This is a genomic window from Streptomyces sp. NPDC050674, from assembly GCF_040654575.1.
Taxonomy (GTDB): domain Bacteria; phylum Actinomycetota; class Actinomycetes; order Streptomycetales; family Streptomycetaceae; genus Streptomyces.
The window spans coordinates 310,700-337,639 of sequence record NZ_JBFAIG010000003.1; the positions used below are offsets into that span (position 1 = coordinate 310,700).

General features: G+C 68.8%; 22 protein-coding genes, 1 tRNA gene and 5 pseudogenes. 12 read left to right on the top strand and 16 right to left on the bottom strand.

What is annotated here, in order from left to right; genetic code table 11:
* Positions 1-693 (bottom strand): annotated as a pseudogene (locus tag AB0I06_RS08285) (MoxR family ATPase); the annotation flags it as partial.
* A gap of 87 nt (positions 694-780) precedes the next feature.
* On the opposite strand from AB0I06_RS08285, the gene AB0I06_RS08290 reads away from it, so the two are divergent.
* From AB0I06_RS08290 to AB0I06_RS08315, 6 genes and pseudogenes are all read left to right on the top strand, one after another.
* Positions 781-1,422: a class I SAM-dependent methyltransferase gene (locus AB0I06_RS08290; protein WP_010031903.1), complete on the top strand. Its 642-nt coding sequence runs from the start codon at positions 781-783 to the stop codon at positions 1,420-1,422.
* 112 nt (positions 1,423-1,534) lie between these two features.
* Positions 1,535-2,295, top strand: a protein-coding gene (locus AB0I06_RS08295; protein ID WP_237556514.1) for an IS5 family transposase whose coding sequence is annotated in 2 segments (ribosomal slippage) — positions 1,535-1,826 and positions 1,826-2,295 — 762 coding nt in all. Because the reading frame shifts where the segments join, the coding sequence is not laid out codon by codon here.
* 864 nt (positions 2,296-3,159) lie between these two features.
* Positions 3,160-3,921 carry a hypothetical protein gene (locus tag AB0I06_RS08300; protein ID WP_363117959.1) on the top strand — a complete coding sequence of 254 codons (762 nt, stop codon included), beginning with the start codon at positions 3,160-3,162 and terminating at the stop codon, positions 3,919-3,921.
* Positions 3,922-4,115: 194 nt separating this feature from the next.
* A complete protein-coding gene (locus AB0I06_RS08305; RefSeq protein WP_363117960.1) occupies positions 4,116-4,322 on the top strand; it encodes a DUF6233 domain-containing protein in 207 nt (68 codons plus the stop codon).
* A 220-nt stretch (positions 4,323-4,542) separates the two neighbouring features.
* The gene (locus AB0I06_RS08310; RefSeq protein WP_363117961.1) at positions 4,543-4,752 is read left to right on the top strand and encodes a hypothetical protein; all 210 of its coding nucleotides are present in this window, start codon (positions 4,543-4,545) and stop codon (positions 4,750-4,752) included.
* A gap of 173 nt (positions 4,753-4,925) precedes the next feature.
* Positions 4,926-5,374: pseudogene (locus AB0I06_RS08315) on the top strand (hypothetical protein); the annotation flags it as partial.
* Positions 5,375-5,602: 228 nt separating this feature from the next.
* On the opposite strand, the gene AB0I06_RS08320 reads toward AB0I06_RS08315, so the two are convergent.
* Positions 5,603-8,779 carry a hypothetical protein gene (locus AB0I06_RS08320; RefSeq protein WP_363117962.1) on the bottom strand — a complete coding sequence of 1,059 codons (3,177 nt, stop codon included), beginning with the start codon at positions 8,777-8,779 and terminating at the stop codon, positions 5,603-5,605.
* Between the two features lie 522 nt (positions 8,780-9,301).
* Here AB0I06_RS08320 and AB0I06_RS08325 point away from each other — a divergent pair.
* Positions 9,302-9,843: pseudogene (locus AB0I06_RS08325) on the top strand (hypothetical protein).
* Here AB0I06_RS08325 and AB0I06_RS08330 read toward each other — a convergent pair.
* Both AB0I06_RS08330 and AB0I06_RS08335 read right to left on the bottom strand, forming a co-directional pair.
* Entirely contained in the window at positions 9,800-10,297 is a 498-nt protein-coding gene (locus tag AB0I06_RS08330) for a transposase (protein ID WP_363117963.1), read from the bottom strand. The pseudogene AB0I06_RS08325 and the gene AB0I06_RS08330 sit on opposite strands and share 44 nt — an antisense overlap.
* A complete protein-coding gene (locus AB0I06_RS08335) occupies positions 10,294-10,590 on the bottom strand; it encodes a transposase (protein WP_363117964.1) in 297 nt (98 codons plus the stop codon). Before AB0I06_RS08335 ends, AB0I06_RS08330 begins: the two co-directional genes overlap by 4 nt.
* A 524-nt stretch (positions 10,591-11,114) precedes the next feature.
* Between AB0I06_RS08335 and AB0I06_RS08340 the strand changes: the two genes are divergently transcribed.
* Positions 11,115-14,150 (top strand): glycoside hydrolase family 2 TIM barrel-domain containing protein, encoded by a 3,036-nt coding sequence (locus tag AB0I06_RS08340; RefSeq protein WP_363117965.1) that lies wholly within the window; start codon positions 11,115-11,117, stop codon positions 14,148-14,150.
* Between the two features lie 842 nt (positions 14,151-14,992).
* On the opposite strand, the gene AB0I06_RS08345 is transcribed toward AB0I06_RS08340, so the two are convergent.
* Positions 14,993-15,586: a sigma-70 family RNA polymerase sigma factor gene (locus tag AB0I06_RS08345; protein WP_363117966.1), complete on the bottom strand. Its 594-nt coding sequence runs from the start codon at positions 15,584-15,586 to the stop codon at positions 14,993-14,995.
* Between the two features lie 184 nt (positions 15,587-15,770).
* On the opposite strand from AB0I06_RS08345, the gene AB0I06_RS08350 reads away from it, so the two are divergent.
* Positions 15,771-15,932, top strand: coding sequence for a hypothetical protein (locus AB0I06_RS08350; protein ID WP_363117967.1), 162 nt, complete (start codon positions 15,771-15,773; stop codon positions 15,930-15,932).
* 29 nt (positions 15,933-15,961) lie between these two features.
* On the opposite strand, the gene AB0I06_RS08355 is transcribed toward AB0I06_RS08350, so the two are convergent.
* Positions 15,962-16,624 carry a response regulator transcription factor gene (locus AB0I06_RS08355; protein WP_363117968.1) on the bottom strand — a complete coding sequence of 221 codons (663 nt, stop codon included), beginning with the start codon at positions 16,622-16,624 and terminating at the stop codon, positions 15,962-15,964.
* Positions 16,621-17,748, bottom strand: coding sequence for a sensor histidine kinase (locus AB0I06_RS08360; protein ID WP_363117969.1), 1,128 nt, complete (start codon positions 17,746-17,748; stop codon positions 16,621-16,623). The genes AB0I06_RS08355 and AB0I06_RS08360 overlap by 4 nt, the downstream gene beginning before the upstream one ends.
* Positions 17,749-17,977: 229 nt before the next feature.
* Here AB0I06_RS08360 and AB0I06_RS08365 point away from each other — a divergent pair, with 229 nt between their 5' ends.
* Positions 17,978-18,352: a DUF6223 family protein gene (locus AB0I06_RS08365; protein WP_363117970.1), complete on the top strand. Its 375-nt coding sequence runs from the start codon at positions 17,978-17,980 to the stop codon at positions 18,350-18,352.
* Between the two features lie 221 nt (positions 18,353-18,573).
* Here AB0I06_RS08365 and AB0I06_RS08370 read toward each other — a convergent pair.
* The 3 genes and pseudogenes from AB0I06_RS08370 to AB0I06_RS08380 form a co-directional block, all read right to left on the bottom strand.
* A pseudogene (locus AB0I06_RS08370) lies at positions 18,574-19,238 on the bottom strand (transposase); the annotation flags it as partial.
* A gap of 207 nt (positions 19,239-19,445) precedes the next feature.
* Positions 19,446-19,522 (bottom strand) — tRNA-Trp (locus AB0I06_RS08375).
* A 54-nt stretch (positions 19,523-19,576) separates the two neighbouring features.
* Positions 19,577-19,750, bottom strand: coding sequence for a hypothetical protein (locus AB0I06_RS08380; RefSeq protein WP_363117971.1), 174 nt, complete (start codon positions 19,748-19,750; stop codon positions 19,577-19,579).
* 330 nt (positions 19,751-20,080) lie between these two features.
* Here AB0I06_RS08380 and AB0I06_RS08385 point away from each other — a divergent pair, with 330 nt between their 5' ends.
* Positions 20,081-20,878 carry a hypothetical protein gene (locus AB0I06_RS08385; protein WP_363117972.1) on the top strand — a complete coding sequence of 266 codons (798 nt, stop codon included), beginning with the start codon at positions 20,081-20,083 and terminating at the stop codon, positions 20,876-20,878.
* A gap of 181 nt (positions 20,879-21,059) precedes the next feature.
* Here the strand turns inward: AB0I06_RS08385 and AB0I06_RS08390 are convergent, their stop codons facing one another.
* The 3 genes and pseudogenes from AB0I06_RS08390 to AB0I06_RS08400 all read right to left on the bottom strand — a co-directional run bounded on the left by AB0I06_RS08390 (position 21,060) and on the right by AB0I06_RS08400 (position 22,339).
* On the bottom strand, positions 21,060-21,272 hold the full coding sequence (locus AB0I06_RS08390; RefSeq protein ID WP_363118047.1) for a hypothetical protein: 213 nt from the start codon (positions 21,270-21,272) through the stop codon (positions 21,060-21,062).
* Positions 21,273-21,441: 169 nt separating this feature from the next.
* A pseudogene (locus AB0I06_RS08395) lies at positions 21,442-21,795 on the bottom strand (helix-turn-helix domain-containing protein); the annotation flags it as partial.
* A gap of 91 nt (positions 21,796-21,886) precedes the next feature.
* Positions 21,887-22,339 (bottom strand): MerR family transcriptional regulator, encoded by a 453-nt coding sequence (locus AB0I06_RS08400; RefSeq protein ID WP_363117973.1) that lies wholly within the window; start codon positions 22,337-22,339, stop codon positions 21,887-21,889.
* On the opposite strand from AB0I06_RS08400, the gene AB0I06_RS08405 reads away from it, so the two are divergent.
* A complete protein-coding gene (locus tag AB0I06_RS08405; protein WP_363117974.1) occupies positions 22,338-23,261 on the top strand; it encodes an oxidoreductase in 924 nt (307 codons plus the stop codon). The two genes, AB0I06_RS08400 and AB0I06_RS08405, sit on opposite strands and share 2 nt — an antisense overlap.
* Before the next feature lie 362 nt (positions 23,262-23,623).
* Here the strand turns inward: AB0I06_RS08405 and AB0I06_RS08410 are convergent, their stop codons facing one another.
* The 3 genes from AB0I06_RS08410 to AB0I06_RS08420 form a co-directional block, all read right to left on the bottom strand.
* Entirely contained in the window at positions 23,624-23,914 is a 291-nt protein-coding gene (locus tag AB0I06_RS08410; RefSeq protein WP_363117975.1) for a hypothetical protein, read from the bottom strand.
* Between the two features lie 98 nt (positions 23,915-24,012).
* Positions 24,013-24,264, bottom strand: coding sequence for a hypothetical protein (locus tag AB0I06_RS08415; protein WP_363117976.1), 252 nt, complete (start codon positions 24,262-24,264; stop codon positions 24,013-24,015).
* A 950-nt stretch (positions 24,265-25,214) separates the two neighbouring features.
* Positions 25,215-26,432 (bottom strand): hypothetical protein, encoded by a 1,218-nt coding sequence (locus tag AB0I06_RS08420; RefSeq protein WP_363117977.1) that lies wholly within the window; start codon positions 26,430-26,432, stop codon positions 25,215-25,217.
* Between the last annotated feature and the right edge of the window lie 508 nt (positions 26,433-26,940).

Below are 26,940 nucleotides of genomic sequence, written 5' to 3' on the forward strand. Positions count from 1 at the left end.
TCACATCGCTCCGGTGAGCTGGTGCAGTACAGCCTCCAGCAAACCCTCCGTGTCGAGGTCGACGCCACCGACCCGCAGGAAGACGGCGTTGAGGAGCTGGTCGGTGGCGAGTTCGCCCGGGGCGCGGCGGCGCAGGAACGCGTCGATCAAGTCGTCCGCCTCCCGCAGTGCCTCCTCACCGAGGTGCGCAGCGACGATGGCGCGCAGCCGCGCCTCGTCGGGCACGGGCAGGTCGAGCCGGATGCAGCGACGCAGGAAGGCAGGCGGGAAGTCGCGTTCGCCGTTGCTGGTGATGACGACGACCGGGAACTCCGCGCACTGGATCCGCCCTTGGTGCACCAGCACCGTGCCCCGGTGGTCGGCAGTCTGTACCTCCACGTCGGTCATGTCCTCCGGCAACCGCGTCAGTTCGGGGATGTCGAAGTAGCCCTCCTCGAACACGGTGAGCAGGTCGTTCGGCAGGTCGACGTCGCCCTTATCCATCTCGTCGACCAACAGGGCGCGCGGCGTGGCCGAGGGCACCAGGGCGGTGCCGAGCGGGCCGAGTCGGATGAACGTGCCGATGGAGGGCTGATGCTCGCCCCGGTCGCGGCTGAGCGTCGTCTCCCGCAGGCGGCCGATCGCATCGTACTGGTAGAGGGCCTCTCGTACGGTGGAGCGGCTGCTGATGGACCAGCGCAGCAACTCGCCTAACTGATCGTTTCAAAATGAGATGCGCAGGCTGCGGTGGCACATCGGGCTGCCAGCAAGGTCGAGCAGATATGGACTAGCGTGTCGGCCATGTGGACGGACGACTGGTTGGCCGACACCCGAACCTCCTACGACACGGCCGCGGTTGGCTACGCCGACTACGTGCGCGATGCCATCGACCGGCTTCAGTACCTGCGTGCGGCTCTGGCGTTGTTCGCCGAAAGTGTGCGTGCCGCGGGCGGCGGACCGGTGGCAGACATCGGCTGCGGCCCCGGTCACGTCACTGGCCACCTTCACACTCTCGGCGTCGACGCCTTCGGCATCGACCTTTCTCCCGGAATGGTCGCGGTTGCCCGGCGCGACCATCCCGGCCTGCGGTTCGAGGTGGGCTCGATGACGGACCTGGACCTCCCTGACGCCTCGGTCGCCGGATTGCTGGCCTGGCAGTCGTTGATCCACATCCCCGATGATGAGGTGCCGTCTGTGATCGGGCACTTCCATCGGGCACTGCGGCCGGGCGGACCGCTGCAGCTCCTGTTCCACGTCGGCGACGAATCACGACTGAAGACCGAGGGCTACGGCGGCCACCCGATGAAGGTCCATGTCCACCGTCGTCAGCCGAGCCAGGTGGCCGCGTGGCTGCGCGACGCTGGATTTGAGGTCGAGGCCCAGATGCTGCTTGCCCCCGAAGAGAAAGCATCGCAAGCGATTCTTTTCGCACGGCGTAGCTGATCGTTGAACAGCACGTTGCGCTGCGGGTCTTGTGTCAGGCGACCTTGGTCGACAGGCTGTCCGCGTGCGTGCTGATCTTGCTCCTGACGACCTGTGGGAGCGGGTGGCTCCGATGTTGCCGCCCGCTCCCGAGCGGCGGCACCGCTACCCGGGCAGACTGCGTGTTCCCGATCGGGCGGCCCTCGCCGGTGTCATGTACGTGTTGCGGACGGGCGTCGCCTGGCGCGACGTCCCCGCGGAGACCGTTGGCTGTTCCGGGGTGACGGCCTGGCGCCGGCTGCGGGACTGGACGGAGGCCGGCGTGTGGCCCCGTCTGCACGCCACCTTGTTGACCGAGCTGCGTCGCGCCGACCTGCTGGACTTGGACGACTGCGCTGTAGACGGTTCGCATGTCCGGGCGCTCAAAGGGGGGATCACGTCGGGCCGTCGCCTGTTGACCGCGCCCGTCCCGGTTCCAAACATCACCTGATCGTCGACCGTCACGGCACACCGCTTGCCGTCAGGCTGACCGGCGGGAACCGGCACGACGCCACCCAGCTCCTGCCGCTGCTGGAGGCAGTCCCATCGATTCGTGGCCTCCGGGGACGACCTCGCCGTAGACCCCACCGCCTGTATGCCGACCGGGGCTACGATTTCGACAAGTACCGCCGCCTGCTATGGAAGCGTGGCATCAAGCCGATGATCGCCCGCCGCGGCGTCGCCCACGGTTCCGGGCTGGGTAAAGTGCGCTGGGTGGTCGAACGCGCCTTCGCCTGGCTGCACCAGTTCAAACGACTTCGCATCCGCTATGAACGACGGGCCGATCTCCACCTGGGTCTGCTCGAACTGGCCTGCAGCATCATCTGCCTCCGTCGCCTGCGAACCTCATTCTGAAACGATCAGTTACTCGCCCGGTGAGCCGTCGGCCCCTGAGCGCAGATCGTGAATGGTGAACGTCGCGAGTGAGGGGAGTCCCTCGCATCCCTCACCGTGCAGTTCCTTGGGGCGTAGTGCCCAAGCGATGGCCTCGCCCTGGCCGAAGTACGAGGAATCGAGGAGGAACCTGGTCCTGGTTCCGTACGGCCTGCGCGCGAGACACTCTTCCCAGGCGCCTGTGGGAGCCACCCCGTCCAGCTCCTAAGCGGACAGTCGCAGCTCGATGTGGCTCCGAACGGGTGGTACAGGCCACTGCCTGCGGCAGGCTCCTCTGTCGATGGACAGATCGGGACTACGGTCGCCTGCTGACTGCATAGGCAGAACACGGTGAAGCACTGCGGGGAGACACCATGAGGTACAGCGCTGGCTTGATGGCCCGCGTCAGTGTGTGCGCGGCGGTATTCGGGCTCGTCGCAGCGTGCGGTTCGGAAGGAGGGGCGGAAATCCTGGGGAGAGCCCCACTTCTTCGCGGCCAAGCGCCACCCTGACGTCGCCGTCACCCTCGCCGTCACCGACGTCGCCATCACCCTCGCCTTCCGGCAGTTCTTCTTCCTACAGTGGCGAATCAATCCCTCCGCCCGACCCCGTGCCGTCGAATACAGGACCGTCGGACGACGGAGGCCCGGGCATCACTCCGACTGAAAGCACTCCGCCTCCGGCCTGCCCCGGTGATCCGGCGTGCCCGCCGTCACCGGACGGTACGTGAACGAACCGGGGCCCCGTTCTCCAACGAGGCTCGAATGGACAGGCCCGCGAGCCGGGACGCCCCCAACGGCTCTGATCAACATCGTAGTCGCGCAAGCGTCGTTCATCGCCGCGCTGATGTTCTACGTGGGAGTGATCTACACAGGCGCGTACTACGGGTACTTCCACCTCTCCCCGTTCGCGCTCGGCTTCGGCTTCGGTGAATTCGTTCTGCACAGCCTGCACTTGGTGACGTTTCCGGTTCTTGTAGGCGCCGGCGCGCTGTTCTTCGTCGTGGCAGCCGCCGGACATCACCCGACGGGACTCAACGGTGCCCTGATGCGCAGCGCTGGACGGTGGGCGTCGGCTATGGCCCGCCTCTACCTGGTCGTCGTGGCCGCAGGCTTGCTTCTGCTCGTGCTGTGGTGGCGGTGGCAGGTGCTGCTGCCGTACCGCTGGGTGGGGCCCCTCCTCGTCGGTTTCGGCTTGGTGCTCGGGGTAGTACGGCAGGGTGGCCTGAGCCGCCCAAGCAGCCCCTGGCAGGCGGCTACGCTCGTTCTGGCCGCCGGACTGTTCCTGCTCTGGGCAGTCACTCTTGTCTCCGGCCAACTCGGCGAACGGAACGCCAGGAACGACGCGCGCAACGTAACTCTGCGCACCGGTCTGGTGGTCCACAGCGCACAGTCACTCGGCCTCTCATCCTGGGCGCCAGGCCTACGCCATCGGGATCTCGGTGCGGGCGTCCACCTTCGCCACCGCTACGAGGGCCTGCGGCTCGTTATTGAGCGCGCCGGGCGCTATTACGCCGTACCGATCGGCTGGCAGGCGCGGACCGACAATGTCTTCATCCTCAGGGAGGGTGAGGGCGTGCGCATCGAGCTCACGCCCGGCGTGCTGTAAAGAGGAGTGGATCTGCGATCTCACTGAGCGGACCCGCATGTTCGGCGATCAGCTCCTGGCGAAGCGACCCTGCGTCTCCATCTCCGTAGCAGGAACGTGTGCCGGCTCTTCACCAAACTCCAGCGGCGCAAAGCCGAACGCGAGCACGGCGGCGCGTCCGGCCCGCGAGCCCGGAATGGATCGTCCAGCTCGGCATGGGTACCGGACGCCCGCCCGTCCCGGTCCACGCCGGCGACTGCTACGCCGCGGGCAACCGCCGCCGCACGATCGACCGGGACGAGGACCGCCGCCTCCTGGCCTCCGGACTCACCGCCTGCCCCCACTGCCAGCCCGACATCGACCTGCGCATCCTCGACCGACCCCACCCGGCCGGCCCCGTCCAGACCGCAGACGGGCCGTAGTGCACTCGAACGGCTGAGGATACTGGTGGAAGACATCGTGTGTGACGTGGACGCTGCCAGAACCGATGCTGAGCTTGCCGGTACCCGAACCCCGGCTGCGCTCCGGCTGGGCTGCGAAGTTGAAGTGGGACGGGTTCCGCGCGCTCGTGTCCGTCGACGCCGGAAGGGTGATGCTGCGCTCCCGGCGCGGCAACGAGGTGGCCCCGCCTTCCCGGAGATCGTGGCCGGCGCAGTGCAGCTGCCGGACGTGACCGCCCTGGACGGCGAGCTCGTCGTGTGGGAGCACGGCCGGCTCGCTTTCGAGCGGTTGCAGAACTGGCTCCAACGGCGCGGCGCAGGAGCGGCCCGGGCCGCTGACGAGACACCGGCCCACTTCGACGCCTTCGACCTGCTCCGCCTGGCCGGCACGGACACCACCATCTGGCCGTAGCGGCGGCGCAGGCCGCGCTCGCGTCACTGTTCGCCGCCCAGCGGCTGTCGGCGCCGTGGACGCTGTGCCCGTCGACCACCGACCCGCAGACCGTGAACGAGCGGCCCACCTGCGCAGCGGTCGGGATGGAAGGCGTGGTCTTCCAGCAGTTGGACAGTGCCTACCAGCCGTCGGGGGAGATGGAGATGCGCCGCCACGCCGACGACATCCCCCGCAGTGAACGAGGACTACTGACCGTGTACTGGGCGCTGTCCGGCTACGGCCTGCGAGCCTCCCGGGCCCTGGCCTGGCCCGGGACGTTTATGCTCCTCACCATCGTCCTGCTGATGGCCTTCGGCCTCCGAAGGACGCCCCGAAGCAGACTGCGACCGGCACCGTCCCGGCCGGGGCAAGGTCACCTTCGAGATCGACAAGGACGATCCCCAGAACCCCACCGGCGACCGGTTCACCGGCGAGCGCTTCGAGGAAGCCCTCAACGTCACCCTCAACTCGGTGGTGTTCCGGTCCTCCGGCCAGGACCTGACCACCGCCGGCACCTACATCGAGATGACCTCCCGCCTGACCGAAACCCGTCCTGTTGGGCTTGGCCGTCCTCGTCGTCCGTAGCCGCGTCAAACGCTGACTGCCCTGCCCTGCCCTGCCCCGGCCTGGCGGAGCCCTGTGAACGGTTCGACCGAACCGTTTCCGGCTACGTGCCCTACTTGCGTATCACTCGTGCTGGCTGATGGTCAGGCACGTGAGCGACGTTGAGGTTCAGCAACATGCCTGTCGGTTATCCGGGGGGGGGGGCTGGTCAGGCACGCTGACGATGTCTGGGATCCGGCCATCCATTTCCGGGACCAGTGCTGGTTCAGTCCAGGTCGTTCCAAGTCCACGCAGGGGCAGCACTCCCGTCAGGCTCACGCCCAAGTCGGTACTGCTCCTGGTTTCTCCCGAGGTTGATAAACCAATCGAAGTGTCCTACTGCAGGTAGCCGTTCGGTCAGAGTGGCGATCTGTTCGTCCGCCCCGGCCTCCCGCAGCGCCTCCAGCAGCCTGGCGACGGCACCCGGGGCGTCGAGCAGGGCGTGCGCGGCAGTCCGTTCGGCCAGCACGGTGACCTGTTCGTCCGCCCCGGCCTCCCGCAGCGCCTCCAGCAGCCTGGCGACGGCACCCGGGGCGTCGAGCAGGGCGTGCGCGGCAGTCCGTTCGGCCAGCACGGTGACCTGATCGTCCGCCCCGGCCTCCCGCAACGCCTCCAGCAGCCTGGCGACGGCACCCGGGGCGTCGAGGACGACGTGCGCGGCGGGGTCGCGGGCCAGCAGAGCGGTGACCTGATCGTCCGCCCCGGCCTCCCGCAGCGCGCGCAGCAACCCTGCGACGGCACCCGGGCTGTCGAGGACGACGTGCGCGACGGTCCGCTCCGCAAGCACGGTGACCTGTTCGTCCGCCCCGGCCTCCCGCAGCGCGCGCAGCAGCCTGGCGACGGCGTCCGGGCTGTCGAGGACGACGTGCGCGACGGGGTCCCGGGCCAGCAGAGCGGTGACCTGATCGTCCGCCCCGGCCTCCCGCAGCGCGCGCAGCAACCCTGCGACGGCACCCGGGCTGTCGAGGACGACGTGCGCGGCGGGGTCCCGAGCCAGCAGAGCGGTGACCTGATCGTCCGCCCCGGCCTCCCGCAGCGCGCGCAGCAGCCTGGCGACGGCGTCCGGGCTGTCGAGGACGACGTGCGCGGCGGGGTCCCGGGCCAGCAGAGCCGCAATCTGATCCGTCGCCCCGGTCGCCCCTAGCCGGTCCAGCCTCCGTAGCGCGTTCAGCAGGTAGTCCACGGCTTGCGGACTGCTGAGGGCAGCTTTGGTGACGGCCCGCTCCGCCAGCGCCGTCACCTGATCGTGCGCCTCGACCTTCCATATCCGCAGCAGCCAGGCAAGGACGTTTGTTGCGGTATCGGGGTTGACGTGCGCGGAGGCACGCTTGGCTAGTGCAGTGACCTGCTCCGTCGCCCCAGTGTCGTACAGCACGTCCAGTAGCCAGCCCACGTCATGTGGGTCGTCGAGGGTGGCGTGGGCGGCAGGGTCCCGCGCCAGCAGCGTTGCGATCTGGTCTTTCGCTCTGACCCTTCGCAGCCCATCTAGCAGCATGGCCACGGGGACTGGATCCTGAAGTGCGATGTGGAGGACAGCCCGCTCGGCCAGAGCCGTTACTTGCTCGTGCGCTCCGACCGTCCGCAGTCTGCCTAGCAGCCGGCCCACACGGTCCGGATCGTCAAGGTGGGCGTGCGCGGCGGGGTCCCGGGCGAGCAACGTCGCGATTTGATCCGCTGCCCCGGCCCTCCGCAGCACGTCGAGCACCCGATTGGTTGCGTGCGGGTTGTTGAGGGCGGCATGGGCGGCGGCCCACTTGGCGGGACGAGGGTCGGTGGGGTGCAGGGTCTGGAAATGTTCCACGAGAGCGGCTGCGGCGTGGGGGTTGCCGTACATCGCGGCCCGTTTGTGGAGTTGGGCGGCGTCGCGGTACAAGCCGCGTTTCCAGGCAGCGTTGCCGAGTGAGTCCAGGTCGTTGGGGTGAGCGTGGCGGGCGGCCGCGGTCCAGAAGTCGATGGGAGGAATGCTCTCGGCGCGGTGATGGCGGCCGTGCTGGTCGAGGTAGTCGGCCAGCAGGTAGCGCGGCCCCTGCGCACTAGAGGCGAGCCGGTCGGCGGGGATGCCACTCGCGGCGGGCCGACGGCGGGTGCGCTGGTTGCGGAGTCCTTTGGTGGTGACAGGGGTGAGGATGCCGGGGAGGCCGTTGCAGGGCGTGGTGACGTAGGCAAGAGCCTGGGTCAGCCAGTCGCGATCGAGAGTGTGGTACTCGTCCTCGTCGAGGTAGCCGAGGGCGGCGTCGGCGAGCCAGTCCAGCGGGAGGTGAAGGCCGGCGCCCAGACGGCGAGCGTCCATCGCGGCATGGATGAGGGCCAATGTGGCTCCCCTTGCTGCCTTGTAGCGGGCCATCAGGAAGGGCACGCCAGCGAGGTACTGCGTGATCTGCCCACCCTTCGCGTGCTGGGCGGCCTGTGCGAGCCGGGGGTCGGCGGAGTCGAGTGCGGCCAGGTCGGCCGGGGTGAAGGAGTCCGGCACATCGATCTTGTGCCCGCCGAGCAGTTCGCGGGAGTTGACGTGTCGGTCGTCGTCGGTGCGGGTGGTCAGGGTGTCCCAGTGATCCAGCCACAGGGTGCCCAGGACCAGCACCGGGGCTCGGGACGGATCGTGCAGCAGTTCCCGCAGGCCCGCCGCGACCTGCTCACCGAGCGGGGCCTGGGCCAAGTAGTGCTGGGTCTCGTTGAGCCACACCACCGTCTTCGGGGCGATGTCCGGCAGGGCGGCAAGAGCCGCATCAGGGGCGGTGGGGCTGAGGGGATGCCACAGCCGCCAACCATCCGGCAACCCGCTGACGGCCTCCCACAAAGCGCGGGTCTTGCCCGTGGACGATCCCCCGACCAGGACCGCGATCCCGCTGCGCCCGACTTTTGCCGCATCGACCACCGTCTTCAGGTGCGCGTCGTGGTCCCGCGGGACATAGTCGGGCAGGATCCCGAACCGGTCACGGGCGCCGCCGGTGTCCAACGCCGGGTGGACCCCCAGACCTCCGTCCATAACGAGCCGGAGATCGCGGCGGAGGTCGCTGATCGGGCGCCCCGCCCCCTGCGCCATCCCAGCCTGCACCCACAGCTCACGCACGCGCCCCGCCAAATCCTGGGCATCCCACGCGGCCCGACGGGCCAGCACCGTGCCGATGGCCACCACATCGGCCTGCTGGCCAAGCCGTTCGCCGTCCGTGATGACGCGGTGGACCGTGTCCCGACTCGGCGACCCCGCCAAGTCGTCGGTGGCGGCGATGTCGCCGGTGATCTCGTCCAGGCTGGGGGCGCCCGCTGCCAGGTACACCTCGTATAAAAGCTCTTTGAGCTTACGCAGCGCCAACGGCCATCCCACGCGCGCGCGCTTCAGCGGTCGCTGGCGCTTCGGACCTTCCCTCAGGCCCGGCCGGCCGCCCCCAGTGTCGCCACTCATCGCACCATCGTCTCCAATCCCGCCCCCCGCCACGGCGTGAACAGCGGAAATGGCCGCGCCCGTTGAGGGCACGTCGCAACTCGGCGTTGATCTCCTCGGGGGCCTCAGCGTGGACAGCAAGCCGGCCGGCTGCCCTATCCACTCACCACGCTCTGTGGAGGCTTTCATGTCCCGCATGCGCTTGACCCGCCGCGAACGTCTCGCTCTGGCCGCAGCAGCCCTGGGCGGTGCCGTCTCCGGCATCCTCCGCCCCGTCATCACGTGGCTGCTGGACCACCTCACTTAAGCCCACACCCCGCCACGAAGATGTCAGGCCAGGGCCGATCACACACGGCCCCGGCCTGGCGCACCGCATACATGCCTCACTTCCCTGAATCCACATCGGTTTCTTGACCTGCTGGAACAGCTAAGTGGCTGTTGTCTTTCCGGGCTTGAGGGCTGCGTTTCCGCTGTTCAGGTATTGGGGGCGGCGGTCTCTGGGAGTGGTGACGTGTCGTGTCGTCGCTCTGCTGGAGGTTGGGGATGCCGTCGGTCGTGGGGCTGATGGAACAGCGTGAGCTGGCCGCTCGCCGTCGTGTGGACGCCCTGCGGGAGGAGGCGGACCGTATCCAGGCCGAGCTGGTCGCGGCCGAGCAGGAGTGGAACGAGTGGGTCATCGCCCGTTCACGTGTCGGCGAGGTGCTGTCGGGCGAAGGAGGCACCGCTGGCCCGGCCGTCGCCGAGGAGCTTTCGGATCGCGTTGAACCGCCCGCACTGCCTGCAAGTTCGGAGGCGGCGAAGCCGAAGTCGGGGGTGCCGACGTGGCGTGCGGGGCTGGCCTGGTCGGCACTGTCGGCGGACTATCAGCGCATCGTGCAGGCTCTCGCGGACCGGAACCGGCTCGGTCAAGGACCTTGACATGCCAGGAGATGGCTGGCTGCTTCGGTCTGGACCCTGTTCCCGCGAAGATCGAGGCGTTGCTGTCGAAGGCGAAGCGGCTGACAGCGCGCGGGTGGCTGGCCGAGCCAAGGCCGGGCCGTTTCACGCTCGCGAGAGCCGTGGTCGGGCCAGGCGGCGGGTCATGAGCAGGGTCATCGACCAGTAGACCATCGCCTCCGCGCTGCCGGTGGACCGTTCGAAGTCCCGCGCGAGGCGGCGGCTTCGCATCAGGTGGGCGAAGAACCGCTCCACGATCCACCGTTTGGGCAGCACGACGAAGCCGCGCGTGTCGTCACTGCGCTTGACGATGGCCAGGACCAGGGCAGGACGGTGAGGGCATACTCGACGAGGCTGCCGGTCTAGCCGCCGTCGGCCCAGACCAGCGTCAGGCGGCGGTGCGCGGCCGCGGACCCGGGCGAGCAGGACCTGCCCGGCAGCGCGGTCGCTGATGTCCGCGGCGGTGACCATCACCCCCAGGAGCAGGCCGAGGGTGTCGACCACGGCATGCGTTTTTCGGCCGTTGATCAGCTTGCCGCCGTCGAACCCGCGGCTGTCGGCCCCGACGACGGCGTCCGCCTTGACGGACTGGGAGTCGATCACGCCCGCGCTCGGCCCCTGCTCCGCCCGGCCTGCTCGCGGACCCTGCGGCGAAGCCGGTCGTGGAACTCGCGGACCAGACCGTGGTCACGCCAGCGGCGGGAGAATGCGTAGACACGGTCCCATGGCGGGAAGTCGGCTGGCATAGCCCGCCACTTCGTTCCGTTGTCGACCAGGTAGCGGACCGCGTCCAACATCGCGCGGTGACAGTGCACCTCCGGCTGTCCGCCCCGCCCGCGGAGCCAGCCCGGCATCGGCAGCAGCGGCCGGACCACCGCCCACTCCGCATCGGACATGTCCGTCGGGTAGCGGCGCTCACGAACCCCGTGATCGCTGGCGTTCCCGAACCGGTGCGCCAGGCAGTCACACTCGAGAGTGACCGAAGTGGACCCCGATCGCGCGGCGCCGTAGAAACGTGGCAACAGGGTCTCCCGGAGCGTTCGGCGTGTCGACATCGCTTGAACTACCAAGAGGCCGCGCTCCTACGCAGGCCAGGCGCCGCAGTCACCCGATCGAGGCGAACGGTGATCCGGGGCAGGCAGCTGCAGTCGTCCCCAGCACAGAAGCGATGCCGGACGAGGTGCCCCCGACGAAGGGAAGACCACTCGGCGCCGCGGGCGCGGCGTCCTCCTCTCCCGTACCGGGCGACGGCCGAGATGCCACGTCGCTCAAACGGCAGCGTGCCGGGGTCGAAGCCGAACAGCCGGGCACCCGGGCTGGCGCGCCCGTCGAGACTGGCAGTGGCGGGAGCGTCTTCCCGCAACACGCCTTCGATAGTACGTTCGCGCGCATCACCCGAGCCCGTCCGGAGGACTTTGGCATGCCTGCACGCTACTTCGAGGACTTCACGCCCGGCCGCGGGCGGCTGGCGCCACGCGCGGTCCTGGACTCCGACGCCCCCCGGATCGACCTCAACGGGCAGTGGGCGTTCCGGTTCTCGTCGGTGCTGCGGGCCGAGCCGGACGGGTTCCAGGACCCGGAGTTCGACGACGGCTCCTGGGATGCCCTGCCGGTCCCCTCGCACTGGCAGCTGCTCGGCTACGGCCGGCCCGTCTACCTCAACATCGCCTACCCCATTCCGCTCGATCCGCCCTTCGTTCCGGAGGAGAACGAGACCGGTGACTACCGCCGCGTCTTCGACCTGCCGGACTCCTGGCAGGGCATGCCGGTGGTAGTGCGCTTCGAGGGAGTGGACTCCTGCGCCCGGGTCTGGCTCAATGGCACGGAACTCGGCGTCACCTACGGCAGTCGCCTGGCGACCGAGTTCGATGTGACCGCGCTGCTACGGCCCGGCCGCAACGTGCTGGCCATGCGGGTGCACCAGTTCTCCGCCGGCACCTACCTGGAGGACCAGGACACCTGGCGCCTGTCGGGCATCTTCCGCGACGTGACACTGCTGGCCCGCCCCGCCGGCGGCATCCGGGACGCCTTCGTCCACGCCGACTACGACGACGCCACCGGCGAGGGCCGGTTGCGCGTGGACGTGGACACGGACGCACCCGTGCGGATCAGCGTCCCCGCCCTCGGCATCCACGACCAGCCGGCCGACAGCGAGCTCCGGTTCCCGGCAGTGCGCCCCTGGAGCGCGGAGGACCCGTACCTCTACGAGGCACACCTGGCCACCGGCAGCGAACGCGTGCGGGTCCGGTTCGGCTTCCGCACCATCGTCATCGACGAGAGCGGCGTCTTGCGGGTGAACGGGCGCCGCGTCCTGCTGCGCGGAGTCAACCGGCACGAGTTCGACCCCGACCACGGTCGTACCCTCTCCCTGGAGGCCATGCGTCGCGACGTGGAGCTGATGAAGCGCCACAACATCAACGCCGTCCGCACCGCCCACTACCCGCCGCACCCAGCCTTCCTCGACCTGTGCGACGAGCTCGGGCTGTACGTGACGCTCGAATGCGACCTGGAGACCCACGGCTTCGAGTACGCCGGCACCACGATGTGGGAGCGCAACCCCTCCAACAACCCGCGCTGGCGCGGCGCCTACCTGGACCGCATCGAGCGCACGGTCGAGCGGGACAAGAACCATCCCAGCATCATCATGTGGTCGCTGGGCAACGAGGCCGGTAACGGCCAGAACCTGCGCGCGATGGCCGACTGGGCACACCGACGCGACCCCTCCCGCCCGATCCACTACGAGGCCGACCGGCTCGGCGAGTACGCCGACGTCCACGGCCAGATGTACCGCCCGCCCGCGGCCGTCGCCCGCATCGGCCGTGGAGAGCTGCTCCCGGGTGAGATCCATTACCCGGCGCGCGCCGGCTCCGGCGACCCGGCCGACGATCCGCGCAACCGCATGCCCTTCCTCCTTACCGAGTTCGGCCACGCGATGGGCAATGGACCCGGCGCCCTGGCCGAGTACGCGCAGCTCTTCGACGAGTACCCGCGGGTGCAGGGCGGCTGGGTGTGGGAGTGGATGGACCAGGGGCTGCGCACGCGCGACGCCCAGGGCCGCGAGTTCTTCGGGTACGGCGGCGACTTCGGCGAGGACCTGCACGACGGCAACTTCTGCTGCGACGGCCTGGTCTTCCCCGACGGCACCCCCTCGCCCGGGCTCTTGGAGTACGCCAAGGTCATCGCCCCTGTCCGCATCAGTACGGGCCACGAACCCGGAACGCTGAGCGTCGAGAACCGCTTCGAGGTCCTGGACCTCTCCCACCTGCGCTTCACCTGGTCGCTCGCGCGCGAGGGCGTCGAACTCGCCGCAGGCACACTGCCGACGCCGAAGGCGACCCCGGGGGACCGCGTCGAACTGCCGCTGCCCGCGCCCGCCCTGCGGGCCGACGACGACGGCGACGGTGACGGCGGTGAACTGTGGCTCACCGTCCAGGCGGAGCTGGCCGGGCCCGCCGACTGGGCACCCGAGGGCCACGTCATCGCCTGGGGACAGCTCCAGCTCTCCGCACCAGGCCGCGCCCACTCGCAGGCACCCCTGCTGAGCCCGCACGCCACGGACGGGTTCATGACGCTCGGGCCCGGCCGGTTCGACCACGCCACCGGCAGCCTCCTCCTCAACCTCGACGGACTGCCCCTGCAGGGCCCCACGCTGGGCCTGTGGCGCGCACCCACCGACAACGACCGCGGCTGGTCCCAGCGCGACGCCACCTACTGGAAGGACCGCGGCCTGGAACGGCTGCGCCACCGCACGGTCTCCGTCACGCCCGACGCCGAGGGCCTGACCGTCGTGGTCCGCAGCGCCGCCGCCACCCCTTGCGGCTACCTCACGACCTACCGCTGGACCAGCGAAGGGACCGGCCTGCGGCTCCACGTGCATACCGAGCCGGTCGGCCACTGGCCCGAGCGGGCGGACGACTTCGCCGACACCATGGTGGATCCCGACCTGCCGCCCGAAGAGCACCGGGAACTTCTACGCCGCAACACCTCCCGTTCCCTGGCCCGGATCGGTCTCGACTGGCAACTCCCCGCCGACTGGTCACAGATCGAGTGGTTCGGCGCCGGCCCCGGCGAGGCCTACCCGGACTCGCGGCAAGCGGTTCGCGTCGGACGGTTCCACACCACGGTCGAGCAGATGCAGACGCCCTACGTGCGCCCGCAGGACAACGGCAACCGCGCGGACGTACGGTGGGCCGAGGTCAGTGACGGCTCCGGCGCCATTCACGTCCGGGGCGAGGAGCTCTTCCACCTCTCCGCCCGCCGCTGGACCGACCGGCAGCTCGATGCGGCCCGGCACCAGACTGAGCTGACCCCCGGCCCGCTCGTGCACCTGCACACCGACCACGCCGTCCAGGGCGTCGGGAGCGCCGCATGCAGACCCGGCGTCCTGCCCCAGCACCGCCTCCAACTCGGCACCGCCGACTTCACCCTCAACCTCACGCCCTTCCATCGCCCATGACACCGGAACCGGTCCGCCCGCGCGGGCGGACCGGTCCAGCGGTGCCCGGACATCCCATCCGGGCACCGCAGCACAGGGCGCGCACCGGGGACGGCCGACAGGCTCACCTACTCCGCTCCACGGCGCCGCCGCTCCAGCGAACACACCAGATCCGAACGCTGCCGAAGCCGCCCCGGCCCGCACGGCATCCTGCGCGCAGCGTACGGACGAGCAACCGACCCCGGGCAACGGCTGCGAGAGTGGTCGCCCAGCGCATCGAAGAGGCCGGTGAATGACGGAACGCAACCCTCCGTTCGATCGCCCGACTCCGTGATCGGTACGACAACGGCTACTAAGCCCCGTAGCCACGATCACCCTTCGCCGTCACCAGGGCGCGACACTATCGCTCGTCGCTCCCCAGAGTGAGTCGCATGCCTACGAACTCCACCATCATGAAGCCCGCCGGGGACGCGGCGGAGGAAACCGCCACGGCCGTCACCGCGACCGCCCCGTCCCGCTCCACCAACAAGGCGGCCCCCGCGCCAGACGTCGTCGGCCCTGCCCTGGCTGTTCTCACCGGGGCTCTGACCGCGCCACAGGCTTCCGCCGAGCCCCCTCACCACAAGCCGAAGCTCGTGACCGCCAAGCCGTGCACCACCAAGTGGGAGATGACGGGGCAGAAGGTGGCGGTGCGAAGGCCGACGGGGAACGAGGGCCCGGTCGCGAAGACCACCAGCCCGGTACACCACTACCTGCATCGCGGAGACCGGGTGACCTCGTGCATCATCGCGATTGCCCGGACCAAGAGCGGTCCGGCCTACCGCAAGTGCGGCAAGACCGGGAATGTAGTTCTTCGATGCCGGTCACAGGGTGTTCCCTTCGGTCGGGGGCGGCGGGCACAGGACGCTTCCCAGGAAGCGGGTGGCGTGGCATTCATCGGAGCGGACGGCGGCCAGGGGCACGCCCAGGAGGGCGGAGACGTTCTCGGGCGGCATGTCGTAGAGCCAGCGCAGCACCATGACGTCGAGCTGGTGGGCGGGCAGGCGGCTCATGGCCGTGAACAGCTGAAGGCTCTCGGCGATCTGGTGCAGGCCACCGGCCGGATCGGTGCAGAACTTCAGGGCGACGGTGTCGAAGGCGGCCATGCCCAGCTCGGGCCAGCCGTCCCGGTGCGGGATGCGGGCCATGACCGTGGCGCGCAGGACGTTCCAGGCGTAGCGGCGGGTGTCCTGGCTGGCCAGGGCGTCGTCCCAGGAGAGCCAGAGGATGTCGAAGGTGTCGTCGACGGCGGCGTCGCGCTGGTCGTCGTCGAGGAAGGCCTGGGCGAACAGGAGGTAGTCGGTCTCCAGCCTTGAACCAGCGTGGATGGCCTCAGGGCCGTCGGGGGACAGCCCCGGTGCACAAGCAGCAAGGTCGATCTTGAAAGGTAACGGTGACGCCCCCGCTGTTGTGGCCAAGGCCCGCGTGGGCAGGCCAAGGCGCCATGGCGCAAATGGGCCACTCCCGACGCCTTCCAGTCCAGCCTTACTGACGTCGACTCGTCGAGGTTACGCGTTGCGGTTTGTCGGACAGGGATTGGATTGAGGGCCAAGGGACGTCGGCCGCGCTCGCCTGCGTGGCAGCGTCCCTCGGCCGTGTCACATGTTCCCGTTCCCGCCAGAGTCGCTGAGCAGCGGCCGTGTGGTCGACGGCCGGGCTCGACGCGTCAACCGGGCGATCGAGGCCGGGAAGCAGGCCCTCGCGCAGGACCGCAAGGCGCTCAAGGCGCTGGCCCGCGAGGTCCTGGGCGACGAGGCGCCGTAGCGCCTGGCCCGATCAACGGCGCGCTGGGGTCAGGAGTTGCGCGGGGCTACCAGGCCGGATTCGTAGGCAAGGACCACGAGCTGGGCGCGATCACGGGCGTGGAGCTTGGCCATGGCCCGGTTGATGTGGGTCTTGGCGGTCAACGGGCTGATGACCAGGCGGTCGGCGATCTCGTCGTTGGACAGGCCCTGTGCGGCCAGGGCGACCGCCTCGCGTTCGCGGCTGGTCAGCTCCTCCAGCCCGCTGCCGGCGCGGGTGGGGGGCGGCTGGTGGACGTACCGGTCGATGAGCTTGCGGGTGATCGCGGGCGCGAGCAGAGCGTCGCCGCGGGCGGCGACACGTACAGCGTGCAGGAAGTCTTCCGGCAAAATGTCCTTGACGAGAAAGCCGGCGGCGCCGGCGCGCAGCGCGTCGAAGACGTACTCATCCATGCCGTAGTTGGTCAGCATGACGACGTGCACCCCGGCCAGGGCCGGGTCCGCGGCGATGCGCCGGGTCGCTTCGATGCCGTCCATAACGGGCATCTGGATGTCGATGAGCGCGACGTCGGGCAGATGCTCATGGATGAGCGCCAAGCCTTCTTGACCGTCGGCGGCCTGGGCCACCACCTCGATGTCGTCTTCGAGGTCGAGTAGCGCGCGGAAGCCGCTGCGGATCAGCGGCTGGTCGTCGACCAACAGGACACGGATCACGACGCTCCGTTCGTGGGGAGTTCGGCCTGGACGGTGAAGCCGCCTGCGCTGTGCGGCTCGGTGCGCAGTCGGCCGCCCAGAGCCGTGACGCGTTCGCGCATGCCGAGCAGCCCGAGGCCGGGCCTCGGCGTTAAATGCGGGGTGGCCTTTCCGTTGTCGTCGACGCGGATTGCGAGGGCGTCCGGCCGGAAGTCGATGAGCACTGAGACAGTGGTTGCGGCGGCGTGCCGGGCAACGTTGGTGAGCGACTCCTGAACGATCCGGTAAGCGGTACGGCCCACTGCGGCTGGCACGTCGTGCGGATGTCCTTCGATCGTCAGCGTCGTCTCCAGGCCGGTTGTTCGGAACCCTTGCACCAGGTTCGAGATGTGGTCGAGTCCGGGCGGCGGGGTGGTGTCGTCGTCGCGCAGCGCCTCGAGGGTCGCGCGCAGCTCCCGGCTCGCCTCCCGGCCGGCTTCCTGGATCGCCAGCAGGGCCTCCGGCACCTGCTCGCCCCGCCGCCGGGCCACGTGGACGGCGACCTCGGACTGCACCTTGATGACCGAGATCTGGTGAGTGAGCGAGTCGTGCAGCTCCCGTGCGATGCGCAGCCGCTCCTCGTCGGCCCGGCGCCTGGCGGTTTCCTCGCGGGTGCGCTCAGCTTCGTCCGCCCGCCGTTCAGCCTGCCGAACCGCCTCCCCGGCGGCGAAGGCGGCGATCAGCCAGGCGATCTCAAGGGTGTTCCGGGCCTGCGCCACGACCTCACGCGCGGGCCCGTCGTGGGAGACCAGGGCGGTGAGGTGAAGCACGGCCACCAGGCCCACGGATGCGGCCACTGCGACGGCACGGTGCCCAGCACGGACCGTGCCGTAGACCGCCACCAGGTAGGAAACGGCGAGCACCTCGAACCCGGCCGCAAGATAGCCCACCGCGGAAAGCCCGGTGACACCCAGGACCACGAGCGGTGCCCGGCGGCGCGCGGCCAGCGCCAGCCCGCCGGCCGCCAGCAGCACGGAGCCGAGCAGCGCGCGGCCCCCGGCCGGGTGTGGCCCGGACAGCCCGGTGCCCAGCAGCAGCGCCGCCACGCCCACGGCGATCGCCCAGTCGGTGACCGCAGCCGGGACAGCGAACCGTCCTTTGTCCATGGGTGCACCGTAGCCGGACGCGGTGGTGGGCGAGTCCGGCTCATGGACGAGCGGTCGGCTACCGCGTGTGCGGTACTGGCGCGCCACCTGCCGCCGCCGCGGTATCCGGATGCCGCAGCGGCGGCAGGGGAAAGTGCCTGCGTCTACTGGACGATCGGCAGGGGGTCGGGCGTGCATGCTCAAGGCGCATCGAACCTTGCAGTCAGCGACAGAGAAGGAGGAGAGCGGCATGAGTGCTTCAGCAGCGCTGATAGTGGCCGCCGAGGGCGGGATCATCGGCGAGGGGCGGACCGGGGCCAACCTGGCCTTGGGGGTAGGGCTGCTCGGCCTGGCTATCGGCTGGCTGGCCCTGGCCCGCGCCGACGGCCGGATCAGCATCGGCAACGCGCGCACCGCCGGGATGTCGGCCGTCGTGATGGGGCTGACCGGCACGGCCCTCGCGATGCTGCACCTGGCCACCTCGAGCGGCGGTCCCGGCACCGGTAACGGGCTCGTCGGCGCCATCGTCGCCGTCCCGCTGGGGCTGGGCGTCGTGCTCCTCGGCCGCCGGGCGCTGACCCGCTCCCGCAGCGCCGACCGGCCGATCGATCGGATGACCGTCTGACCGCCATCCCGTCACGGCGTGCTGGTGACCACAAATGACTTTCCATGGTGGAGCTGTGACGCCGAGCCCCCGAGTGACGTCAAAACAAACCGACATCGAACTCGGTCAGATGGTGACTCCCACAGTCACATCGAAACGGCTCCCGAAGTCACGCACATAATCAGGCGGGTGCACGCGCGACGGAACGCGGGCTTTTCGTGCACCGTCTCGACCCGCGCGTTGATCCGGGCGAAGGCGTGCTCGACGCGGGCCCTGACCTCGCGGTGCGAGGCGTTGTGCTCCTCTTTCCAACTCGGGAGTTCGGTCCGGCCGGAGTCACGACGGTGAGGGATGATCAGGCCAGTGCCCAGGTAGCCGCCGTCAGCGATCACGGTCGGCCGGCCGATGGCGTCCTTCGCTCCGGACAGCTCCCATGCCTTGCAGTCGTTGCGCTTGCCCGGGACCGGCCGGCCGACAGCGACAACCAAACGAGTGTCGGCATCAATGACGACCTGGCGGTTGGTGGAGTACCTGTAGTTCTTCGACTGCTCGGCGATCGTGTGGTCCCGGGTAGGGACCAGGGTGCCGTCGACGATCAGCACTGTGTCCCTCCGGAACCTCATGCGCGGCCGCAGGACGAGCAATGGCCCGAGGTGGGCGATGATCCGGTCCGCGGCGGACTTGGAGACCCCGACCAGCGGGGCCAGCTGCCGCAGGGTGAGGTTCGTCCGCCAGTACGCGGCCACCGACAGGAAGCTGTCTTCCAGCGGCAAACCCCAGGGCGGCCTTTGCGTACCGGGTCGGCGCCCTCCCGCCGCAATGCGGTCACGAGCTTTGTGAACTGTCGTGGGCTCAGCCCGGTGAACGGGGCTATCCAGCAGGGTTCGAGCCCCAACCCCAGGGTGATTGTGAGTTCCTCCGCGTCCGCGCCGCTTATGAGATGAGGGATAGGCGGCTCGATGCCGAGGGGGTGGGCGCTGCCCTCACTCACGCGGTCTCCGGGGTGTCCGAGGGCGCGGTCCACTTTGCGGCAGCCGCCTACAGATCATCAGCTCTGTCGGGATGGGCGTGACGTCGGAGAGGTGAAACCCGCTGGCCCCTCGCCGACTTCGTCTGGCAGGGGCGGCAGGACTCGAACCTGCGGCATCCGGTTTTGGAGACCGGCGCTCTGGCCAGCTGAGCTACGCCCCTTCGGTAGGAGTCAGCGTGGCATGACCGACCGGCTCTTCTCCATGGGATTTCTGCTCAGAGAGGCCGCAGGACGCCGATGACCTTGCCGAGGATCTGCGCCTGGTCGCCGGGGACCGGCTGATAGGGCTGCGCCGGCAGGACGGTCAGGTGTGGCTGATGCCCCGCAACCCCGCACAACGACACCGAGATGGCGGACTCCTGAGGGAAGACCGACTGGATGACGCCCACGACCAGGACGAGGACGAGGACGAAGCAGGTGAAGGCCAGGGCGGTCAGCCACCACGGGGAGCCGATCAGGACCAGGACGATGCCGCCGATGCCAGTGGAACCGGTCAGGGCCAGGACCAGGGCGGGCAGGGGGCCTGTGTCGAGGGCGTGAGGACGTGGTGGCGGGGCAGTTCGGCTGTCCCGTTCTCCGGCGGTATTGAGTGGCGTCCGCAGCGTCCTGACACGTACTACCTCAACGGTGCGGTCTAACCCGCGAAGGTTGAGGCGGCGCTGGCACGGCTGAGCCGTCTCTCCGCGCCGGTGTCAGTGCCGCGTGCCACACTGCCAGCCATGTCGCTCGCTGATTTCACTCTTGACCTGTGGCGGACCTTCGACGAGGTCAGCGCCCGGTGGATCGCCCAGAAAGCCGCTGACCACGTGGACGGCCGAGTGTCACTCGTCGAGGCCACGGAACACCTCGGTGCCCCGCTGTACCGCGTCCGGGTCGAGCGGGACGGGCAGGAGTTCGCCCTGATACCCGGAGGCCGGGTGTCCCTGGGCTTCGACCTCAACACCTGGCAGCCGACCGCGCAGCAGGCCGCCGACTACGCCGAAAGCCGGGAGCAGGGCTACGGCTACGCTCCGGATCTGCGGACCCACCTCACGCGGATCCTCAGCGCTCCCCGCAGCGTCCACCTGGACACCGTCCTCATGGCCGTGGACGACGAGCCGCTGACCGAACCCCCGGCCGACGTACCCACGGCCCTCTCTGCCCGTGGCCTGCGGATGCCAAGCCCCGACGAGTGGGAACACGCCTGCGGCGCCGGGTCCAACACCTTGTTCCGGTGGGGCCACGACTGCCCCCTCGACCGCATCCCCTACGGCGACGACACCGGCCCGCACAACGAACTGAACGCCTTCGGCCTGCACATCGCCTACGACACCTACCGCGCCGAGCTGACCAGCGATGCCACCGCGGTCCACGGCGGCGACGGAGGCGAGTCGGTGTGCGGCGGCTACGGCCACCTGCTGGCCTGGCTCCCCCTGGCCACCGCCAACCGCAACCCCGAAACGGCCGAGTTCGCATACGGACCGGACGGAGAGAGCCTGTACGAAAACTACTCCACCCGACCGGTGCTCACGCTCTGAGCGACCGCGCGCGGACGCCCCCGGTCGACGACCGCGCCGCGGCTGGTGGGACAGACCCGCTCCCCCGCCCCGTGGTCAGAGCAAAGAACGACTGGCTCGCCGACTATCTGAAAAACGCCTACCGGTCGAGCTCCTTCTGCCCGCCGTGCCGCCCCTTCCTGGTGGGCCTCCGCTCAACCCCCTACTCCTCGGCCGCGCGGCGCAGCAACTCCTGATGCTCCCGCGGGCGGGTTGCGTACTCGGCCTGCTGGCAGGCGTCGGCCGCTTCGCGGCGCGGGTTGCCGATCGTATCGAGGAGCGTCTGGTCGTGCGGCCGGCCAAAGCGCCGGAAGACCGCTTCGGCCGGGCCGTGCTCCTTCAGGTGCTTCATGCCGGTGACGACGATGGGCAGCACAGCTTGCCGTCGTACATATGTGTCGGCGGTCGCGTAATTTCCCAAAGTTCATGGTCACGTAATTCCCCAGCTGATGGTCGTGGCAGCGTTCGAGTACCGGGAAATCGCGTGAGCAGCTGACTAGTAGTCTGCGGTCACGTCTGATCCCGTCCACTTTGCAGGCGGCGAATTTGCGGATCGACCAGCGGGTGAAGGGTTGACCGACCTTGGTGGGGCGGGAGGTGGCCGTCTGGATGACGAAGTCCTCGTCCTCAGGGGTGAGCAGGCGGGGACGGCCTCCCACCCATGGAGGGTCCAGGCAGGCCAGAACCATCTCGTTGAACCGGTGGATCACATCACGCACCGTGTCCTCGTCCGCCTGGACCAGCTACGCGATCACCGGGACGCGATTCCCGCCGGCGGACGCCAGCAGCATCATCGCCCGCCGGTAGCGCACCGAGCTGGTCCTGCCCCGGCGCACGCTCTGCTGCAGCTTTTGCCCTCCCTGATCGGTCAGTCTGCGCACCCGCACAGGCTCAGCCACCACACCTCCAGCGGTCGGAACGAACGTCATCGCCCATCCAACCGGCCCAACCACCAACCCGGCGAACCTTCCCGGTCACAGCACTAGACGATCACTCGCCCTCTGATGGATGGCACTCCTGGTGAGCGTCGGCCTGGGCGGTATCCGGGTGGGACGGATTCCAGAGCCGGTCGGCCTCACCGCGGACGACATGATCCTCATAGATCCGCACCTTGTGCCGCATCACGTCCAAGGCCACTTGCAACTCCCGGATCTGCGCCTCCACGTGGTTTTCGTGCCTGCGCAGCAACTCCAGCCGCTCATGTTCGTTGCCCGGGCCCTGGCGGACCAGATCGATGTATTGCCGGATTGACGCCAGTGACATGCCGGAGGAGCGCAGCTTGGTGCAGATCGCCAGCCACTCCAGATCTTCCTCGTGATAGACGCGACGGCCGTTGGACAGGCGGCGTACCGGGTTGGCAAACAGGCCCTCCCGCTCGTAGAACCGCAGAGCGTGAACGCTCAGCCCACTGCGCTCCGCCACCTCACCGATGCTCAGGTCCATGAGCGACTCCCGTCACACAGTCATTGATCTAGACCCGACTCTATGTTCTAGCGTCGAGCTGTTGGCCATTCGGGCGATCGGAATGTGGGAGAACATGAGCGTTTGGTTTGTCACGGGTGCATCGCGTGGGCTCGGCGCGGAGATCACCCGGGAGGCGCTGAATCGAGGGCATAGCGTGATCGCTACGGCGAGAGACGTGTCGGCGGTGCTCCAGGCGTACCCGGAAAAGCCGGACGGACTGCTGGCGGTGAGCGCGGACGTGACCGAACCGGAGCAGTTGACGGGTGCGGTGAAGGTCGGCTTGGCGGAGTTCGGACGGATCGACGTCGTGGTCAACAACGCTGGTTACGGCCTCGTGGGCGCGATCGAGGAGACGTCCGACAAGGCTGCCCGGGATCTGTTCGACGTCAACGTGTTCGGCGTGCTCAACACGTTGCGGGCGACCCTGCCGACGTTGCGTGCCCAGCGATCCGGACATGTCTTGAACATCGGCTCCGTGGGTGGCTTCGCCACCGCTCCGGCCGTGGGCTTGTACGGCGCGTCGAAATTCGCCCTCGAGGGAATCTCCGAGGCGCTGCACGGCGAGCTGGCCCCGCTTGGCGTCCGCGTCACGATCATCGAGCCGGGCGGCTTTCGCACTGACTTCCTCAGCAGCTCCAGCATCCAGGTCGAACCAGCAGCCATCGCCGACTACGTCGCCGGCGCGGGGCCGGTGCGCGAGGCACTGGCCGAAAACGACGGCCGCCAGCCAGGCGATCCGGTGAAGGGAGCCAAAGCCATCGTCGACGTCACTGAGGTCGCCGAGCCGCCGTTGCGCCTGCAGTTGGGCGCGGACGCGGTCGAGCGTGTCGAGGCGAAGCTAGACCTGGTACAACGTGAACTCGACCAATGGCGCCATGTAGCGCTCTCTACCGCCAACTGAGATGCCATCCGCTTACCGGGCTGCCGGTTCGAACGCGGGTTCCTGATCGGGTGATCACACCGGGGGCGACGCATGAGCACGGGACCTCCTGGTAGCTCGGCGATGCGAGTCAGCTGAGCACCGGGAGGTCCTGTGTCGTGGTTGTGCGCGTATCCGTCCGCGCGGCATCCTGCGCGAGCCGCGGTCGGTCTAATACCCGGGGCTGGTGCGCACCCTGACCAAGTCACCGGTGGTCAGCCGCGACATCGACCTGCTCGCCACTCTGCCCAACACGGAGGTCGGCATGACCTCCGTGACCACCTCCGACGACAAGGTCAGCCGCTGTCGGCCGGCCTCTGCCGGTGAATTGGGCGGGCGACGGGTCAGGTGTGATGCCTGTCCAGTTCCTCCGTGAGCGCTGAGGAGAAAATGGTTCCTGCCAGCCAGGCGTCCTTGTCGGGTCCTTGGGCTGGGATGATTAGGCGTCGGCGGATCCAGGGATCTTCTTGATCGGGCAGGTGCACCACTGCGTCTACCCAGACCCCTTCCTCGTCCTCCGAGAACGTAAGATCACCCAGAGTCGCGCCATGCTCGGAGAGTGCCGGCGGGAGCCCTTGCCGAACCTCTGCACGGAATTCGTCGAGGTACGTTTCGCACTGCGTGATCTTCGTCATTCGTACCTAGCATCCACAGTTGTAGCAGTAGGCGGTGATGACGCCGACGGGTCGGTGGTCCCGTGACCGGGAGTCCACTCGCTAGGTGAACACCACTTTCATGCCGCCGGCGCGGGGGTTTTTGAAGGTGTGGCTGTCAAGTTACAAGTGATCTTGCTGCCGCTGGTCGTGCACCGTCCACGATCCAGCGTCTTGTCGATGTCTTGCTTCATGTTCGACCAGCTGGAGCTCTGATCGGCGTGGCCGGACTCGATGTGGCGCTTTCCGAAGCCGTCGATGCTGCCGGCGTCCTTCTGTCCAACCCGCAGCGGCACGTCTTCCCCGTCGGGGCCGATGTGCGTTGAGTACACGGTCCAGCTGATGGGGGTTGGGATTGGTCGCCGCCTGCGGGGGTGCGGTTGCGGCACCGAAGACGCACGCTGTGGCGATCAGGGTCACGGCTGTGGAACGTCGACGAATGAGTGAACGCATTCTTCCCCCAGTGGAAGTGAAAAGCCCCGCTGCCATGGTCAGTTGACAGCAGGTGACCGAGCCCATCCTGTCCGCGCCCGAGCATGACGACCAGGAGCCGGAGGCCGGACGCGGGGAGGCGGGCCTCCAGGACGCGTTCACCACGGCGGCCGACCGAGCCCGCGCCACCATGGACCGCTACGGCTTGCGGCCGGGGGCGCGAGCGGCTGCTCGGGCATCGCCGCCTGATGGTGCGCGACGACGTCGTACGCCCGGCCCCGTACGGCGGTGGCGGTTGTCGTGGTGGTGAGCAGCTTCTTCCGGACCATCGCGCGGGCGAGGACGGCCCGGTCGCAGTTCAGCCGAACGCGTGGTATCTCCCGCTCCCCCGCCCTCTGGTCGGACGCCGGGGCGCAACAGGCGCATCCGGATCGGCCGGGGGCCGCTCCTCCGGATCGAGCGCGGGGACCTCCCGCTTCAGATCACCGGCACCTTCGTACGACGTAGCACGGCAAGCAACTGAGAAGGCGCTGCGTACGCTGCCGCAGTGGAAGATGCGCTGGCGCCTACAAGGCCATCGTCCCGAGAATCGCACGGAAGACGGCCAAGGTCTGGCACCGCGCCCGGCCGCCAAGGGCACCCGGCCTCCGAACCCGATGCTCTCCTCCTCCACGGATATCACACAGAAGTTCAGGAGGAAAGAAGAGGATCATGACAACGCGGCGCGCGGCCGTATCTGCGCGGTGACCAGGGCTTTCTCCGTCGGGCTCGTGCCGGGCACCAAAGCGGGTTCCCCAGTGGCTTCCCGAGTGCGCACCACAGGAAGCCAGAGCGGCTTGCCCGGCGCTGGTCACAGGATCCCGATGGAGACGGCCCAGGCATGCCCGGCCCACGTCAGGGGAGGCAGGAAGAACGGTCCACTGATGCCGAGCAGCAGGGCTGCCACAGCAGCCGCAGCGGTGACATGGGCGGAAGTCCGGCCGAAGGCGTCGCGATGTCCGTAGGCGACGAAGAGTGCGGAGGCGGTCAGCAGCCCCCACAGGCCCAAGGTGAGGGGGAAAACCAGAATGATGTAGGCGACGAGCTGAGCGATGGTCAAGCCGGCGTCGTCGCGCCAGGTGACGACGAAAGACGCGACGTTGATGTGCAGGACGACACAGGCACTTAAGGTCGCCGCCGTGGTGTAGATACGCACGGGCAGCCGGTGGCGGAACAGGAGCGCGTCGCGTTCGTGCAGCCTGGGTGCACTCGGCTTCTGCCATGTGAGGTAAGTGCTACCGGGCCTGCCGGATTGCAGCTGACGGATGCGCTGCTGCAGTTGGCCAACAGTCACCAACAGCTCGTGGGTCATCTCCTGTTCGTCGTTGATCTCCTCCTGGGGCCGGGCGGCACGAATAATGCCGTCGAGGCCCCTCACAGCTAGGGCGGTACTCTCCACGGAGCTTTCCAGCGCGGCCTTCCAGCCTCGGTCGCGCTCGGCCTTCAGTTCCCTTTGCACTGCCCGCAGTTGCTTCGACAAGTCAAGGATCTCCTGCTCGCTACGGGCGAGTTGTTCCTGAAGCTCCTTTATGCGCTGGTCGGCACCGGAGCGGTGAGCGGCCTCGGCGGCTTCCAGCCGCTTCTCAAGCTGGCATATCTTTTCCCTGGCTGCGTTCAGCTGCGTCTTGGCGGAGCCGACGTTTTCGGCGCGGCGCCGCAACGTGTGCACGCGTTCGGCTTCTTCCGCACGGGCGCGGGCGTTCACCTCGTTGTCCGCGCTCGTATCGGTGGCCTCGACGAGCTTGAACAGCTCGTCGACGAACTCGGCCGGAGCGATGCGTTCGCCCGAGAAGTACTTGCTCACCGCCGCCTCGGAGAAGTTGGCGGATAGGGCCAGCTGCGCTTGGCGCACGCCGCGGCGCTTGGCAGGAGCCCACGCCTTGCGCAGCGCGGCCGCATAGTCACGGATGGGACCACTGGCGGCCCGCTGGTGGTAGGCAGGCTCCCCTTCGCTTTTGATACGCCATCCCCCGATGCGCTGGGCGGTCTGCCTGCAGCAGACCGTGGAGGGGTAATTCTCCAGCTTCATGGCGAAAGCCGAGAAGCCCCCTGCATGACACTTCCCGGAAAGGCCGATCCACCTGGCCTTTCCGCTCCCGACAGACACCCCCGGGCCGCAACGCTGGCAGGCAACGCATCCGTACAGACAGGAACCCACTATGCAGGACTTGCCCCGCTCTCTGCCCCCCGCTCCGCTCGTCGAGATACGAGTAGGGTCCCTCCACCTGACCATCGAGCGGCTTCCCATCCGCCTTGTGACCTTCGTGGCCACCCTGGCCGGATCTGCCGGCGCAACTTTCCTCATCAGCCGCTGAGCTACCCCACCAACACGCCACCTGCACCCGGCCGCCAGCACGGCGGCCGGCACAGGCCGACCACCAGTAGCCGGTGACCGGGCCGTAGGCACGAGCCGTTTGGGTCGGCGTCAACGTCGCCCGAGACGCCAGCGGCGGGTGACGTCACGCAGAACGCCTGCACCGCATCCGCGCGGACGTCGACATCCACGAGGTGCCGCTGTTCGGCGAGGGCAGCACCTT